The 15,889-nt window shown below is 55.0% G+C and carries 14 protein-coding genes and 1 riboswitch; of the genes, 9 read left to right on the top strand and 5 right to left on the bottom strand.

Annotation, left to right across the window (positions count from 1 at the left end; all coding sequences use genetic code 11):
* Positions 1–17: 17 nt before the first annotated feature.
* Together glnE and hldE are read left to right on the top strand one after the other, a co-directional pair.
* On the top strand, positions 18–2,858 hold the full coding sequence (gene glnE, locus AC07RN_RS14745; RefSeq protein WP_478336701.1) for a bifunctional [glutamate--ammonia ligase]-adenylyl-L-tyrosine phosphorylase/[glutamate--ammonia-ligase] adenylyltransferase: 2,841 nt from the start codon (positions 18–20) through the stop codon (positions 2,856–2,858).
* 175 nt (positions 2,859–3,033) lie between these two features.
* Positions 3,034–4,464 carry a bifunctional D-glycero-beta-D-manno-heptose-7-phosphate kinase/D-glycero-beta-D-manno-heptose 1-phosphate adenylyltransferase HldE gene (hldE, locus tag AC07RN_RS14740; protein ID WP_478336700.1) on the top strand — a complete coding sequence of 477 codons (1,431 nt, stop codon included), beginning with the start codon at positions 3,034–3,036 and terminating at the stop codon, positions 4,462–4,464.
* An 89-nt stretch (positions 4,465–4,553) separates the two neighbouring features.
* Here hldE and ubiK read toward each other — a convergent pair whose 3' ends face one another.
* Positions 4,554–4,850 (bottom strand): ubiquinone biosynthesis accessory factor UbiK, encoded by a 297-nt coding sequence (gene ubiK, locus AC07RN_RS14735; RefSeq protein WP_449554001.1) that lies wholly within the window; start codon positions 4,848–4,850, stop codon positions 4,554–4,556.
* Positions 4,851–5,029: 179 nt separating this feature from the next.
* A riboswitch (FMN riboswitch) is annotated at positions 5,030–5,180 on the top strand.
* Positions 5,181–5,285: 105 nt separating this feature from the next.
* On the opposite strand from ubiK, the gene ribB reads away from it, so the two are divergent.
* Positions 5,286–5,939 (top strand): 3,4-dihydroxy-2-butanone-4-phosphate synthase, encoded by a 654-nt coding sequence (ribB, locus tag AC07RN_RS14730; protein ID WP_235134080.1) that lies wholly within the window; start codon positions 5,286–5,288, stop codon positions 5,937–5,939.
* Positions 5,940–5,969: 30 nt separating this feature from the next.
* On the opposite strand, the gene zupT is transcribed toward ribB, so the two are convergent.
* Positions 5,970–6,743 carry a zinc transporter ZupT gene (zupT, locus tag AC07RN_RS14725; protein WP_235134079.1) on the bottom strand — a complete coding sequence of 258 codons (774 nt, stop codon included), beginning with the start codon at positions 6,741–6,743 and terminating at the stop codon, positions 5,970–5,972.
* A 196-nt stretch (positions 6,744–6,939) separates the two neighbouring features.
* Between zupT and ygiD the strand changes: the two genes are divergently transcribed.
* On the top strand, positions 6,940–7,728 hold the full coding sequence (ygiD, locus tag AC07RN_RS14720) for a 4,5-DOPA-extradiol-dioxygenase (protein WP_015960438.1): 789 nt from the start codon (positions 6,940–6,942) through the stop codon (positions 7,726–7,728).
* A 34-nt stretch (positions 7,729–7,762) separates the two neighbouring features.
* Here ygiD and AC07RN_RS14715 read toward each other — a convergent pair whose 3' ends face one another.
* From AC07RN_RS14715 to tolC, 3 genes are all read right to left on the bottom strand, one after another.
* Entirely contained in the window at positions 7,763–8,923 is a 1,161-nt protein-coding gene (locus AC07RN_RS14715) for a glutathionylspermidine synthase family protein (RefSeq protein WP_478336699.1), read from the bottom strand.
* A 2-nt stretch (positions 8,924–8,925) separates the two neighbouring features.
* Positions 8,926–9,591 carry a DUF1190 family protein gene (locus AC07RN_RS14710; RefSeq protein WP_235134078.1) on the bottom strand — a complete coding sequence of 222 codons (666 nt, stop codon included), beginning with the start codon at positions 9,589–9,591 and terminating at the stop codon, positions 8,926–8,928.
* Between the two features lie 176 nt (positions 9,592–9,767).
* Positions 9,768–11,252: an outer membrane channel protein TolC gene (tolC, locus tag AC07RN_RS14705; protein ID WP_449554000.1), complete on the bottom strand. Its 1,485-nt coding sequence runs from the start codon at positions 11,250–11,252 to the stop codon at positions 9,768–9,770.
* 202 nt (positions 11,253–11,454) lie between these two features.
* Here tolC and nudF point away from each other — a divergent pair, with 202 nt between their 5' ends.
* The 5 genes from nudF to parE are packed head-to-tail and all read left to right on the top strand — an operon-like array spanning position 11,455 to position 15,862.
* Complete coding sequence (gene nudF, locus AC07RN_RS14700) at positions 11,455–12,087, top strand: ADP-ribose diphosphatase (protein WP_478336698.1); 633 nt, start codon at positions 11,455–11,457, stop codon at positions 12,085–12,087.
* Positions 12,084–12,506 (top strand): DUF1249 family protein, encoded by a 423-nt coding sequence (locus AC07RN_RS14695; RefSeq protein WP_015960433.1) that lies wholly within the window; start codon positions 12,084–12,086, stop codon positions 12,504–12,506. Before nudF ends, AC07RN_RS14695 begins: the two co-directional genes overlap by 4 nt.
* A gap of 27 nt (positions 12,507–12,533) precedes the next feature.
* Positions 12,534–13,361 carry a 3',5'-cyclic-AMP phosphodiesterase gene (gene cpdA / locus AC07RN_RS14690; protein WP_015960432.1) on the top strand — a complete coding sequence of 276 codons (828 nt, stop codon included), beginning with the start codon at positions 12,534–12,536 and terminating at the stop codon, positions 13,359–13,361.
* Positions 13,361–13,942 (top strand): esterase YqiA, encoded by a 582-nt coding sequence (gene yqiA / locus AC07RN_RS14685; RefSeq protein WP_015960431.1) that lies wholly within the window; start codon positions 13,361–13,363, stop codon positions 13,940–13,942. The genes cpdA and yqiA overlap by 1 nt, the downstream gene beginning before the upstream one ends.
* A 27-nt stretch (positions 13,943–13,969) precedes the next feature.
* Complete coding sequence (gene parE / locus AC07RN_RS14680; RefSeq protein ID WP_015960430.1) at positions 13,970–15,862, top strand: DNA topoisomerase IV subunit B; 1,893 nt, start codon at positions 13,970–13,972, stop codon at positions 15,860–15,862.
* The last annotated feature ends 27 nt before the right edge of the window (positions 15,863–15,889 follow it).

Genomic DNA, 15,889 nt, shown 5'->3' with positions numbered 1-15,889 from the left:
AGGCAAGGAACCCCAGAATGCCGCTTTCTTCACTGTTACAGCAGCACTGGCAGACGGTTTGTGAACGTCTGCCAGAATCGTTACCCGCTTCATCTCTAAGCGAGCAGGCGCAGCAAGTGCTTACCTTTAGCGATTTTGTTCAGGAGAGCATTACCGCCAATCCTGAATGGCTGGCAGAACTTGAGACGACGCCGCCGGAGGCGGATGAGTGGCAGCATTATGCGCAGTGGTTGAGCGAGGCGCTTGCTGATGTGGCCGATGAACCGACGCTGATGCGCGTGCTGCGCCAGTTCCGTCGTCGAGTGATGGTCCGCATCGCCTGGGCGCAATCGCTGGAGCTGATCAGTGAAGAAAGCACATTACAGCAGCTGAGCTGTCTGGCGGAGACGCTGATCGTCGCGGCGCGCGACTGGCTGTACGACGCGTGCTGTAAAGAGTGGGGCACGCCGTGCAGTGAAGAGGGCACGCCGCAGCCGCTGATGATTTTAGGCATGGGCAAGCTGGGCGGCGGCGAGCTGAATTTCTCGTCGGATATCGACTTGATTTTTGCCTGGCCGGAAAAGGGTGCAACGCGCGGTGGTCGCCGCGAGCTGGATAACGCTCAGTTCTTTACCCGTCTGGGGCAGCGACTCATTAAAGCTTTGGATCAGCCCACTCAGGACGGCTTTGTCTATCGCGTGGATATGCGTTTGCGTCCGTTTGGCGACAGCGGCCCGCTGGTGTTGAGCTTTGCGGCGCTGGAAGATTATTACCAGGAGCAGGGCCGCGACTGGGAACGCTATGCGATGGTTAAAGCGCGCATCATGGGTGATAACGGCGATGTGTACGCCAGCGAGCTGCGCGCCATGCTGCGCCCGTTCGTGTTCCGCCGTTATATCGACTTCAGCGTGATTCAGTCGCTGCGTAATATGAAAGGGATGATCGCCCGTGAAGTGCGTCGTCGCGGTTTGAAGGACAACATCAAACTCGGTGCGGGCGGCATTCGCGAAATCGAATTTATCGTTCAGGTATTCCAACTGATTCGCGGCGGACGCGAACCGTCGCTGCAATCCCGTTCCCTGCTGCCGACGCTTGAGGCGATTGATCAACTGCATCTGCTGGCGGAAGGCAACGCGCAAACCCTGCGCGACGCGTATCTTTATTTACGCCGTCTGGAAAACCTGCTGCAAAGCATTAACGATGAACAAACCCAAACGCTGCCGGGCGACGACCTGAATCGCGCGCGTCTGGCCTGGGGCATGCGCGTCGACGACTGGCAGGCGCTGACCGAAAAACTGGATGCGCACATGGCCGGTGTGCGGCGCATTTTTAACGATCTCATTGGCGATGACGAGAGCGACACGCAGGACGATACGCTGTCTGAGCACTGGCGCGAGCTGTGGCAGGATGCGTTGCAGGAAGACGACACCACGCCGGTGCTGGCGCACTTAAGTGACGACGATCGCCATCGCGTGGTCGCGCTGATCGCCGATTTCCGTATGGAGATGAACAAGCGCGCCATTGGGCCGCGCGGACGCCAGGTGCTGGATCATCTGATGCCGCATTTGTTGAGCGACGTCTGTTCGCGCGCCGATGCGCCTGTTCCGCTGTCTCGCGTGACGCCGCTCCTGACGGGGATTATTACGCGCACGACCTATCTTGAGCTGCTCAGTGAATTCCCTGGGGCGCTCAAACATCTGATTTCGCTCTGCGCGGCATCGCCGATGGTCGCCAGCAAGCTGGCGCGTTATCCGCTGCTGCTTGATGAACTGCTCGATCCCAATACGCTGTATCAGCCGACCGCGATGGATGCTTATCGCGATGAGCTGCGCCAGTATCTGCTGCGCGTTCCGGAAGACGATGAAGAGCAGCAGCTTGAAGCGTTGCGCCAGTTCAAGCAGGCACAGATGCTGCGCGTGGCGGCCGCGGATATCGCTGGCACGCTGCCGGTGATGAAAGTCAGCGATCATTTAACCTGGCTTGCCGAAGCGATGATCGACGCGGTGGTGCAGCAGGCATGGGGGCAAATGGTGGCGCGCTACGGCCAGCCCAAGCATCTGACCGATCGCGAGGGACGCGGTTTTGCCGTAGTGGGTTATGGCAAATTGGGCGGCTGGGAGTTGGGCTACAGCTCCGATCTGGATTTGATCTTCCTTCACGATTGCCCGGTTGACGTCATGACCGATGGCGAGCGCGAAATCGACGGACGCCAGTTCTATTTGCGTCTTGCTCAGCGCGTGATGCATCTGTTCAGCACTCGCACGTCGTCCGGGATTCTGTACGAAGTTGACGCGCGTCTGCGCCCGTCCGGTGCGGCGGGCATGCTGGTCACCTCTACCGAATCCTTTGCGGAATATCAGCAACATGAAGCGTGGACCTGGGAGCATCAGGCGCTGGTTCGCGCGCGCGTAGTGTATGGCGATCCGCAGCTTAAAACGCAGTTTGATGCCATTCGCCGCGATGTGCTGATCGCCACGCGTGAAGGCGAAACGCTGCAAACCGAAGTGCGCGAAATGCGCGAGAAAATGCGGGCACATTTAGGCAATAAACATCGCGATCGCTTTGATATCAAAGCCGATGAAGGGGGAATTACCGATATCGAGTTTATTACGCAATATCTGGTGCTCCGCCACGCGCACGCAAAACCGAAGCTGACGCGCTGGTCTGATAACGTGCGCATTCTGGAGCTGCTTTCGCAAAACGACATTATGGATGAGCAGGAAGCGCAAGCGCTCACCCACGCGTACACCACGCTTCGCGACGAGCTGCATCATCTGGCGTTACAGGAACAGCCGGGCCATGTGGCGCTGGACTGTTTTACCGCTGAGCGTGCTCAGGTGTCTGCAAGCTGGCAGAAGTGGCTGGTGGACCGTGCTTAACCATTCCCCGTCATCCTTCGAGCTAAAGATGCGTTGGCTTTCCTCGCTCATCCCAGTCATTTACTGGCGTAAGCTCCTGGGATTCGCTGCGTTGCCGCCCTCCTGCAGCTCGAATGATTTAGGGGACAAGTGTGATATTATCGCGCGCAAATTGTGAATCTTTCTGGAGTCAGGAATGAAAGTAACACTGCCAGAGTTCGAACGTGCTGGGGTTATGGTTGTCGGTGATGTGATGCTGGACCGCTACTGGTATGGGCCGACCAGCCGCATTTCCCCTGAAGCGCCGGTCCCGGTCGTCAAAGTGGACACCATCGAGGAGCGTCCTGGCGGCGCGGCAAACGTGGCGATGAATATTGCCTCCCTGGGCGCGCATTCGCGTCTGGTGGGCTTGACGGGCATTGACGACGCGGCGCGTGCGCTCAGCAAAACGCTGGCCGACGTTAACGTGAAGTGTGATTTCGTTTCTGTGCCAACGCATCCGACGATCACTAAACTGCGCGTGCTTTCTCGTAACCAGCAGCTGATTCGCCTCGACTTTGAAGAAGGTTTTGAAGGCGTCGATCCCGAGCCGATGCACGAGCGTATCGCGCAGGCATTGGGCAGCATTGGCGCGCTGGTCCTGTCTGACTACGCCAAGGGCGCACTGGCCAGCGTGCAGCAGATGATCCAGCTGGCGCGAAAAGCGGGCGTTCCGGTTTTAATCGATCCAAAAGGCACTGAGTTTGAGCGCTATCGCGGTGCGACGCTCCTGACGCCAAACTTATCTGAGTTTGAAGCGGTTGCCGGTAAATGCAAAAACGAAGAAGAGATCGTTGAGCGCGGGATGAAAATCATCGCTGATTTCGACTTCTCCGCGCTGTTAGTCACCCGCTCTGAGCAAGGTATGACGCTGTTACAGCCGGGTAAACCGCCGCTGCATATGCCAACGCAGGCACAGGAAGTTTATGATGTGACCGGCGCGGGCGATACGGTGATTGGCGTGCTGGCGGCGACGCTGGCGGCCGGGAATTCGCTGGAAGAGGCGTGCTATTTCGCTAATGCGGCCGCCGGTGTGGTCGTGGGTAAACTGGGGACATCAACCGTTTCTCCGATTGAGCTGGAAAACGCGGTGCGCGGTCGGGCTGAGACCGGCTTTGGCGTGATGCGCGAAGACGAGCTGAAAGTAGCGGTCGCGGCGGCGCGTAAGCGCGGCGAGAAAGTCGTTATGACCAACGGCGTATTCGACATTCTGCACGCGGGTCACGTTTCGTACCTGGCAAACGCGCGCAAGCTTGGCGATCGTCTGATTGTTGCGGTGAACAGCGATGCATCCACCAAACGTCTCAAAGGCGAAACGCGTCCGGTGAATCCGCTGGAGCAGCGCATGATCGTGCTCGGCGCGCTGGAAGCCGTTGACTGGGTGGTCTCCTTTGAAGAAGACACACCGCAGCGCCTGATTGCCGGGATTCTACCCGATCTGCTGGTAAAGGGCGGGGATTATAAGCCGGAGCAAATCGCGGGTAGCGAAGAGGTCTGGGCGAACGGCGGCGACGTGATGGTGCTGAATTTTGAAGATGGGTGTTCAACCACCAACATCATTAAGAAGATCCAGAAAGACAATCAGTAAGTTGGGCACACATTCTGGATAATAAAAACGGGCCGAGCGGCCCGTTATTTTTTCGCCCTTTCTCTGTGGGTGAGGGCATCAGGCGGCACTTAATCCTGCTCGTCTACCGGTGGGATTGCCGGGGCCGGTTTGACTTCCTCATTCACACTGCGATTTTCCAGCTCGGTCAGACGCTGTTCCAGCAGCGCGATTTTTTCGCGGGTGCGGAGTAAAACTTGAGTCTGCACATCAAACTCTTCGCGGCTCACCAGATCAAGACGCGTCAGCTGCGACTGCAACACCTGGCGGATTTTCTTTTCGACGTCATCACCAAATTCACGAATGCCTTTTGGCATGGACTCATGAACCTGACGGGCAATTTGTTCAATTTTTTTCGGGTCAATCATTGTCGTTTCCCTTGATCAGAAGGTGTTAGCGACCATTGTAGCGTGTAATTTCTTATCAGATACACAAAATCATTCAGGTCGTAGATAACTCAGCGCAGGCTGCTGAACCAATTATATAAACCAGAATTGTTTGAAGCTTATGCATTGCCCGGGTTAATCAATAGCGTTATAGTTATCTCGCTTATTCTCAGGGCGGGGCGAAATTCCCCACCGGCGGTAAATCAGCCTTGCGCTGAAAGCCCGCGAGCGCTTTGGGTGAAAACCTAAAGGTCAGCAGATCCGGTGTAATTCCGGAGCCGACGGTTAGAGTCCGGATGGGAGAGAGTAACGATCAAGTCGGGCACGGCCCGCTCACGTTATCTTTTTGCCGCTTATACGGCGCTCCTAAGACTGCCCTGATTCTGGTAACCATAATGTTAATGAGGTTTTTTTACCATGAATCAGACGCTACTTTCCTCTTTTGGCACTTCTACTGAACGTGTTGAACACGCACTTGATGCACTGCGCGAAGGCCGCGGTGTGATGGTGCTCGACGATGAACATCGTGAAAACGAAGGTGACATGATCTTCGCCGCAGAAAACATGACCGTTGAGCAGATGGCGCTGACCATCCGTCACGGCAGCGGCATTGTGTGCCTGTGTATCAACGAAGAACGCCGCAAACAACTCGACCTGCCAATGATGGTTGAGAACAACACCAGCGCTTTCGGCACCGGTTTTACCGTGACGATTGAAGCTGCGCACGGCGTGACAACCGGCGTTTCTGCCGCTGACCGTCTGACGACCGTTCGTGCCGCTATTGCGGATGGCGCGAAACCGTCTGACCTGCATCGCCCGGGCCACGTGTTCCCGCTGCGTGCGCAGGCGGGTGGCGTGTTGACTCGCGGTGGTCACACCGAAGCGACTCTCGATCTGGTGACGCTGGCCGGCTTTAAGCCAGCAGGCGTTTTATGCGAACTGACCAATGATGACGGTACGATGGCGCGTGCGCCGGAGTGTGTCACCTTTGCCCGTCTGCATAATATGCCGGTGGTGACGATCGAAGATCTGGTGGAGTATCGCCAGGCGCACGAGCGTAAAGCCAGCTAAAGAAAAACGCCGGGTTATCCCGGCGTTTTTTTATCCAAATCCTGCTGTTTGCAACAGCACCAGACTTAAGCCCATCACCGACATCCCGCACAACACGCCGTAGCTGGGGTTGTTGTTAGGATCGATCTCTTTTGCCAGCGGCATCAGTTCATCCACCGACAAGGCAACCATAATGCCTGCCACGGCCGCCATAATCGCTGCCATCACCACCGGGGAGATCATGCTGCCCAGAATCAGCCACGCCAGCACGCCGCCTAAAATTTCAGCCAGCCCCGAAATCCCGGCCCACAAAATTGCCGTGCGTTTTGAACCTGTCGCCGCATAAACTGGCCCTGCTACCGCCAGTCCTTCAGGAATATTGTGTAAAGCGACGGCCAGCGCGATTCCAAAGCCCAGTTCAAGGTTATTACTGGCCGTCACGTAAGTCGCGACCCCTTCCGGGAAGTTATGCAGGCTGATGCCTAGCGTGAGTAAAATGGCGGTGCGTTTGATATTACCGCGAGTGGGTTTGGCGTTTTTTTGCATCAAATCTTGCGGATGTGCGTGCGGGAGCATTTTGTCGAGAGCAAAATAACCCAGCAGCCCCACGACAAACATGCCGTAGCCCATGACGGGCGACATGCCGTCGGTCCGAAGTGCTGCAGGCAGCATTTCCATCAGGGAAATCAACAGCATAATCCCCGCTGCGAAACCCAGAGAAAACGCCAGCACGCGGTTAGACGGTTTCTGACCGATCACGCCAAGAATCGCACCAATAAAGGTCGCGGCCCCCGCAAGCAGGGTCAGAATCAGCGGTACTGACATTCACGTCTCCTTATGAAAATGAATCTTTACCATGCTAATAATGAATCCGCTGCAAAGCGAGAGGGCATTCTCTGCTTTACAGACTCCTTACATTCAAAATTTCTGAAGATCATCATCATGCTTATCTGAGTTCATCTTCAGACGATAGCGCGTAATGTAGCGTTATTAAATCGACACCTTATGTAAGGATATCACCATGACTTCTCCTCGTATGCCAGCACTGTTTTTGGGCCACGGTAGCCCGATGAACGTTCTGGAAGATAACGTTTATACGCGTGCCTGGCGTGAGCTGGGTGAGACGTTGCCGCGTCCAAAAGCGATCGTGGTGGTATCTGCACACTGGTTTACACGCGGTACTGGCGTGACGGCAATGGAAGCGCCTAAAACTATTCATGATTTTGGCGGTTTCCCTCAGGCGCTTTACGACACGCATTATCCCGCGCCAGGATCGCCTGAGCTTGCGCAGCAACTGGTGGATCTTCTGGCTCCCGTTCCAGTAACGCTTGATAAAGAAGCCTGGGGCTTTGACCACGGTTCGTGGGGCGTGCTGATCAAAATGTATCCGGATGCCGATATCCCCATGGTGCAGTTGAGTATCGACAGCACCAAACCGGCAGCGTGGCACTTAGAGATGGGGCGCAAACTGGCGACGCTGCGCGATGAAGGCATCATGCTGGTCGCCAGCGGTAACGTCGTGCATAACCTGCGCACGGCGCGTTGGCACGGTGAAAATACTCCGTATCCGTGGGCCATATCGTTCAATGATTTTGTTAAAGCGAATTTGACCTGGCAGGGCCCGGCGCAAGAGCATCCGCTGGTGAATTATCTGGATCATGAAGGCGGTGCGTTGTCTAACCCGACGGCGGAACACTTCTTACCGCTGCTGTATGTTTTGGGCGCGTGGGATGGTCAGGAACCCGTGAGCATACCGGTGGACGGCATTGAGATGGGCAGTCTAAGTATGTTGTCAGTGCAGGTGGGGTAATAATTCTCTCTCCCGTGGGGAGAGAGAATCGGTATTACTCGACGAAAATGTGCGGATAGAAGCGCGATAGATCCTGTGTGATCAGCGCGCGATCTTCACGAATGCCAATCCCGGCTGGCTGATCGTTGATGAGCCAGCTGCCAATCAGGACGTAGCTGTCACCAAATTTCGGCAGCGGGTAAAACTCCTGAACGATCATGCCTTCTTCGCCATACGGCCCTTCGGCAGCTTCCAGGGTTTTGCCGTTTTCGATAATCGAAACGTTGGCCCCTTCGCGTGAGAAGATCGGCTTGATGACGTATTTTTCCATCGGCGGATGATCGTCTTCAGCGAAGTACGCTTGCAGCAAATTCGGGTGATTAGGGAACATCTCCCACAGCATGGGCAGCAGCGCTTTGTTGGAGATAATGCTTTTCCATGCAGGCTCCAGCCAGCGTACGCCAGCATCTTCGAGTTTGGTCGAAAACACTTCGCGCAGCATGAATTCCCACGGATAGAGTTTGAACAGGTTGCTAATGACCTGATCTTGCGTATCCGTAAACTGTCCGCGCTCGCCTAAACCGATATCTTCGATGTACAAGAATTCAGTGGCGACTTCCGCTTCGGCCGCGCAATCCTGCAAATACTGCACTGTTCCACGATCTTCAACCGTGTCACGACAGCAGGCAAGATGCAGCAGATTGAACCCGTGCTGCTCGCGCAGTTCGGCGAAACGTTCGATCAGCTTTTCCTGCAGACTGTTGAATTGATCGCTGCCTTCCGGCAGGTTGCCCGCTGCGACCTGATCTTCGAGCCAGATGTACTGAAAGAACGCCGCTTCATACAGTGAAGTCGGGGTATCAGCGTTATTTTCCAGCATTTTAGGATCGCCTACGCCATCCCACGCCAGATCGAGGCGGGAATAGAGAGAAGGCTGATTGGTCTGCCAGGCGTGACGCACAAAGCCCCAGGTATGCTTAGGGATGCGGAATTTGGTCATCAGCTCATCGCTGGCGATCACTTTTTCCACGACTTTGAGGCACATCTGATGCAGTTCGGCGGTGACGTCCTCGAGTTTCTCAACCTGAGCGAGCGTCAATTTGTAGTAAGCATCCTCACACCAGTACGGTTCGCCATACATGGTGTGAAAATTAAAGCCGTATTCGGTCGCTTTTTCGCGCCAGTCCGGGCGCTCAATAATACTGACTCGTTCCATTATCAGCCGCCCATTGAGCGAGTAGAAGAACCTGTCGCGCTACGCTGCATGGTGGACTGTTTTGCCACCGAGTCGCCAAAGCCGCCGCGCGTCACGGTGCTGGTGGTTGCTGGTTTTGGTGCCATTGCGGTTTTTGGAACGGTCGCCGTACGGCCTGGCTGTGCTGCGCCGTAGCCTTTGCCGCTGGCGTCGGTGTATTTACCGTATGCCGGGCTATTTGGATTTTTGGAGCTGAAAAGAGGCTGCTGCTGGAAGCCCGCGCCGCCGCTCATCATACGGCCCATCATGTAGCCCGCCATCAGCGGCATCCAGAAGCTGCCGCTGGATTGTGCTTGCGCCTGGTTTTCTGGTGCCATGCCTGCCTGTGCAGGCGCTTGCTGACACTGACCTTCACCGAACTCCGCGATACAGTCTTCACGCGTCGCATATTTCGGCGCGGTGCGTTCGGCTTCTTTCAGCGCATTGTTGTATGCAGTAGTACATTCTGCGCTTTTGCCGGTGGCGCTTGAGCAGTCATCGGCATTCTGATACATCGATACCGTTTCGTCGGATTGCTCACATCCCGCCAGCAAAAATACGGCGGTGATCGCCAGGGCGACAGGAGTGAGATGGCGTGCGTTCCAGTTTTTGCGGAACGAGGCGTGATTGATCGTTTTTGTCCGTTTCATTTTTGTCTTCCAGGACCCAGTGGTATTACAAAGGAAATAAGGCTTAGGATAGAGGATGAGTGGTTGAAAATGAAGCGCAGAGGGAGCGTCAGGGGGATCTTTACGTTGGCTTACGTTTATATGTCGACTGGAGCAGAGCTAACCCGGCCTATGGAGCCATAGACCGGGCTTTAACATCAGTTACGGAATGGGTTACCGGCTGCGTTATTGGTTGTCGTGCGAGCCGCTGCGGGCTGCGCAGCAGGGGCTGAACCGTTGGCGTTATAGCCATCAGCGCTGGCGTCCTGCTGTGGGTTTTCCGGCGCCACATTTTCAGGCGTTGTTGAAACAGGTTTACCCAGTGTGCTGTTCAGCATCTGCAGATCCTGCTCATTCAGCGTACCCAGAGCTGATTTAATATTCAGCTGGTTAATCAGGTAGTTGTAGCGCGCGCTGGAGAGCTGTTGTTTTGCGTTAAACAGCGTGGTGGTCGCATCCAGCACGTCAACGATGGTACGCGTACCGACCGAATAACCGGCTTCCATCGCGTCCAATGAACTCTGCGCCGACACAACGGCCTGTTTGTAGGCGTTGATGCTGCTGATAGAGGCATTCACGTTGTTGAATGACGAACGCACGGTCTGCACTACGTTGCGGTGCGCGCTTTCAAGCTGTTCGCTTGCGCCAACAAAGTTGTACTGAGCTTGTTTAACCTGAGAGTTAACCATACCGCCTTGATACAACGGCATGGAGAAGCTCAGGCCGACTTTGTTCTGACCCACATTGCTGTCGTCAAACTGCGAAGCATTCGCGCCGCCGGTTTTAGAACCGCTATAAGAGGTGTCCGTTACGGCACTGGATGCAGTGAGGCTCAGGGTTGGCAGATGCCCATCCTGCGCCTGACGGATTTGCTCGCGAGCCAGATCCTGGCTCAGACGTGCCTGTAACAGCGCCAGGTTGCGGTTTTCTGCTTCTTTCAGCAGCGCATTCACGGCTTGCGGTTTATCCGTTTTGAAGTTGTCGACGTTCAACGAAGCCAGTTCAGGATAGTAATTACCAGTGACCTGACGCAGAGATTCCAGCGCGTTATCAAGGTTGTTACGCGCGGTCACTTCGTTCGCCAGCACGGTATCGTATTGGGAACGGGCGTTCTGCACGTCGGTGATCGCCACCAGGCCTACGTTAAAACGTTGCGTGGTTTGATCCAACTGACGATAAATCGCTTGTTTTTGCGCTTCGGTGTAGGAGAGCGAATCGATCGCGCTCAACACGTTGAAGTAGGCCGTCGCGGTATTCAGGATCAGCGTTTGCTGATCGGTCTGATAGGTGACGTCCTGAATGCCCGCGCTTTTCTCTTGAAGACTCAGCGAACGCCACTTGGACATATCAAACAAGGTTTGCGTTAATTGCAGAGATGCGCCGGTGGTATTGGAGTTAACACCGTTGCTATCACGGAAGCCATTGCCGTAGGTATAATCGGCACCTAAGCCCAACTGCGGCAGCAACGGGCTGCGTGCTTCGTTAATTTTTTCGAACGCAGCATCACGATCGGCAGCCGACTTACGCAGCTCAGGGTTGCCCAGACGTGCTTGCTGATAAACCTGTAACAGGTTTTCTGCCTGGCTCATCGCGCTGAAGCCCGTCAGGCTCAGGCCGATAAGGATGGGGAGCAATTTCTTCATTTGCATTCCTTGTTGTGAAGCAGTATTAGCGCTGATCTTGTTAAATATATTTGCCGATTCTAACAGAATCATCCACACCAAAAGGTTGGCGTTACGTGCCATCCGGCTGTAATTTGCATCAATCTATCATATAGCCTTTGAAACGGCAGCCAAACAGCCTTGAAATTCATAATTTCATCATGATTGTGACCAGGAAACCGCCATGCAAAAACCAGATGAATTGCCAGTAACTTTCACCAAAAACGATGTAGAAATTATTGCACGGGAAACGTTATATAGCGGATTTTTTTCACTGGAACTTTACCGTTTTAGGCATCGCCTGTTTAACGGGGAAATGAGCGGGGAAGTAAGACGTGAAATTTTTGAGCGCGGGCATGCCGCAGTCTTGCTACCCTTTGACCCAGTGCGCGATGAAGTGGTATTGATTGAACAGATACGGATTGCGGCGCTGGATACCAGCGAAACCCCGTGGCTGCTGGAAATGGTCGCAGGCATGATCGAAGACGGCGAAACGCCGGAAGATGTCGCCCGACGTGAGGCAGAGGAAGAAGCCGGGCTGAAAGTGGGCCGGACGAAACCCGTGCTGAGCTATCTGGCCAGCCCTGGCGGAACTACCGAGCGCTCTTCTATTCTGGTGGGGGAAGTGGACGCCACGATCGCGGAAGGTATTCACGGTCTGGCAGATGAAAACGAAGATATTCGTGTTCATGTGGTGAGTCGGGAACAGGCTTACCAGTGGGTAAAAGAGGGGAGAATCGACAACGCGGCGTCTGTCATCGCTTTGCAATGGCTCCAGCTGCATTATCAAGACTTACGAAACGAGTGGAAAAAATGAAGCGTTATACACCTGACTTCCCAGAAATGATGCGTTTGTGCGAAACCAATTTCGCGCAGTTACGCCGCCTGCTGCCGCGTGATGACGCGCCCGGCGAGATGGTAAGCTATCAGGTGAGCAACGCGCAGTATCGATTAACGATTGTTGAATCGACTCGTTACACGACCCTGGTAGAAATCAAACAAACGGCGCCGACGATCAGCTACTGGAGCCTGCCGTCGATGACGGTCCGGCTTTATCATGATGCGATGGTGGCCGAAGTGTGTTCAAGTCAGCAGATCTTCCGCTTTAAAGCGCGGTATGATTATCCTAATAAAAAGTTGCATCAACGCGACGAAAAGCATCAAATTAACCAGTTTTTAGCCGACTGGCTAAGATATTGTTTAGCACATGGAGCAATGGCGATTCCGGTTTGTTAGCGTCATAAACCTACCTAAGGACACCATTTGGAAAGCCTGTTAAACCTGACTGTTGCTGGTGGGGCGCCAGTCAGGATATTACAAATCACTGATACCCACCTGTTTGCCGAAAAGCATGAAACGCTGTTAGGTGTAAACACCTGGGAGAGTTATCAGGCGGTACTGGATGCCATTCACGCCGAGAATCGCCACTGCGATTTGATAGCGGCAACGGGCGATTTGGCACAAGATCAAAGCGCTGCGGCCTATCAGCATTTTGCGACAGGGATCGCGAGCTTTAGCGTGCCCTGCGTCTGGTTACCCGGCAATCATGATTTTCAGCCAGCGATGTACAGCACGCTGCACGATGCGGGCATTTCTCCCGCCAAGCGCGTGTTTGTCGGTGAGCACTGGCAAATTTTACTGTTGGATACGCAGGTGTTCGGTGTACCGCACGGTGAGTTGAGTGATTTTCAGCTGGAGTGGCTGGAGAAAAAACTGGCTGCCGATCCTGAGCGTCATACCTTGCTGTTATTGCATCATCATCCTTTGCCTGCGGGATGCAGCTGGCTCGATCAACACAGCCTGCGCAATTCAGCGGCGCTGGACCGCGTGTTGTCCAAATATCCACACGTCAACAATCTGTTGTGTGGTCATATTCATCAGGAACAGGATCTCGACTGGAATGGTCGCCGTTTACTGGCGACGCCGTCGACGTGCGTCCAGTTCAAACCACACTGCGCCAACTTTACGTTAGACACGATTGCGCCTGGCTGGCGCTGGCTGGAACTGCATGCCGATGGCTCGCTGACGACGGAAGTCTGCCGTCTGCAGAGTGCAACGTTCCGCCCGGATACCGCCTCTGAAGGATACTGATGTCTACGCTCCTTTATTTACACGGGTTCAATAGCTCTCCGCGTTCCGCGAAGGCCACGCAATTTAGTCAGTGGCTCAAAGCGCATCATCCGCACATCGACATTATCGTGCCTCAGCTTCCGCCGTATCCGGCTGATGCGGCAGAAATGCTGGAGTCAGTCGTGATGGAACATGGCGGTGAATCGTTCGGCGTCGTGGGCTCCTCGCTGGGCGGTTATTACGCTACCTGGCTCTCGCAATGCTTTATGCTTCCTGCGGTAGTGGTTAACCCGGCAGTACGGCCCTTTGAGCTGCTGAGGGACTTTCTCGGGCAAAACGAGAACCCCTACACCGGACAACAATATGTGCTAGAGTCACGCCATATTTACGACCTCAAAGTTATGCAGATAGACCCGCTGGACGCGCCCGATCTTATCTGGCTGCTGCAACAGACGGGTGATGAAGTGCTGGATTACCGCCAGGCGGTGGCGTATTACGCCTCTTGCCGCCAGACTGTAGAGGAGGGCGGAAACCATGCTTTCACGGGCTTTGAGAATCATTTCACCCAGATTGTCGATTTTCTTGGACTGCACAGCCACTGACAATCACTGCGAATTGCTAGTTAAATCATGACGCAAACCTATAACGCTGATGCCATTGAGGTACTCACCGGGCTTGAGCCGGTTCGCCGCCGCCCGGGGATGTATACCGATACGACGCGCCCAAACCACCTGGGCCAGGAAGTGATTGATAACAGTGTGGACGAAGCGCTGGCGGGTCATGCCAAACGCATCGACGTCATTCTGCACGCCGATCAGTCGCTCGAAGTGATTGACGACGGACGCGGCATGCCGGTCGACATCCACCCGGAAGAAGGGGTTCCAGCCGTTGAGCTGATCCTCTGCCGTCTGCATGCGGGCGGTAAATTCTCCAATAAAAACTACCAGTTCTCCGGCGGCCTTCACGGCGTGGGGATCTCCGTGGTTAACGCCTTGTCTAAGCGCGTGGAAGTCACCGTCCGCCGTGACGGCCAGGTGCATAACATTGCGTTCGAAAACGGCGATAAAGTGCAGGAATTACAGGTCATCGGGACGTGCGGTAAACGCAATACCGGTACCAGCGTGCATTTCTGGCCGGACGAAAGCTTCTTCGACAGCCCGCGTTTTTCTGTCACGCGCATGACGCACATCCTGAAAGCGAAAGCGGTACTGTGCCCCGGCGTTGAAATCACCTTTAAAGATGAAGTCAACAACAGCGAGCAGCGCTGGTGCTATCAGGATGGTCTGAATGACTATCTGGGCGAGGCGGTCAATGGGTTGCCAACGCTGCCGGAAAAACCCTTCCTCGGTAATTTCTCGGGTGACACCGAAGCGGTCGACTGGGCGCTGCTGTGGCTGCCAGAAGGCGGCGAACTGCTGACCGAAAGCTACGTTAACCTCATCCCCACGATGCAGGGCGGGACGCACGTCAACGGCCTGCGTCAGGGCCTGCTGGATGCGATGCGCGAATTCTGCGAATACCGCAATATTCTGCCGCGCGGCGTGAAGCTGTCAGCGGAAGATATCTGGGATCGCTGCGCGTACGTACTGTCTGTGAAAATGCAGGATCCGCAGTTTGCCGGGCAGACCAAAGAGCGCTTGTCATCGCGTCAGTGCGCCGCGTTTGTTTCCGGTGTGGTGAAAGATGCATTCAGCCTGTGGCTGAATCAGAACATACAGACAGCTGAAATGCTGGCTGAAATGGCCATCTCCAGTGCGCAACGCCGTATGCGCGCTGCGAAAAAAGTGGTGCGTAAAAAGCTCACCAGTGGGCCGGCGCTGCCGGGTAAACTGGCGGATTGCACCGCGCAGGATCTGAATCGCACCGAGCTTTTCCTCGTCGAAGGGGACTCGGCAGGCGGTTCCGCCAAGCAGGCGCGCGATCGTGAATTCCAGGCGATCATGCCCCTGAAAGGTAAGATCCTGAATACCTGGGAAGTTTCTTCCGATGAGGTGCTCGCCTCTCAGGAAGTACACGATATTTCGGTGGCGATCGGTATCGATCCAGACAGTGACGATCTGAGCCAGCTGCGGTATGGCAAGATCTGTATTCTCGCGGATGCGGACTCCGACGGTCTGCATATCGCCACGCTGCTGTGCGCGCTGTTCGTGAAACACTTCCGCACGCTGGTAAAAAACGGCCACGTTCACGTTGCGCTGCCGCCGCTCTACCGTATCGATCTCGGCAAAGAGGTTTATTACGCGCTGACGGAAGAAGAAAAAGCGGGCGTGCTGGAGCAGCTTAAGCGCAAGAAGGGCAAACCAAACGTCCAGCGCTTTAAAGGGCTGGGTGAGATGAACCCCTTGCAACTGCGCGAAACCACGCTCGACCCCAATACCCGTCGTCTGGTTCAGCTGATTATCAGCGATGAAGACGAGCAGCAAACCAATGCCATGATGGATATGCTGTTGGCCAAGAAGCGTTCGGAAGACCGACGCAACTGGCTACAGGAAAAAGGCGATATGGCCGACATCGAAGCCTGATGTAAAAAAGCCCTGCGATGCAGGGCT

The organism is Lelliottia sp. GFLA7 (assembly GCF_056490165.1).
The sequence above is the reverse complement of the archived record's forward strand: the minus strand, read 5'-3'. Positions and strand labels throughout refer to the sequence as shown.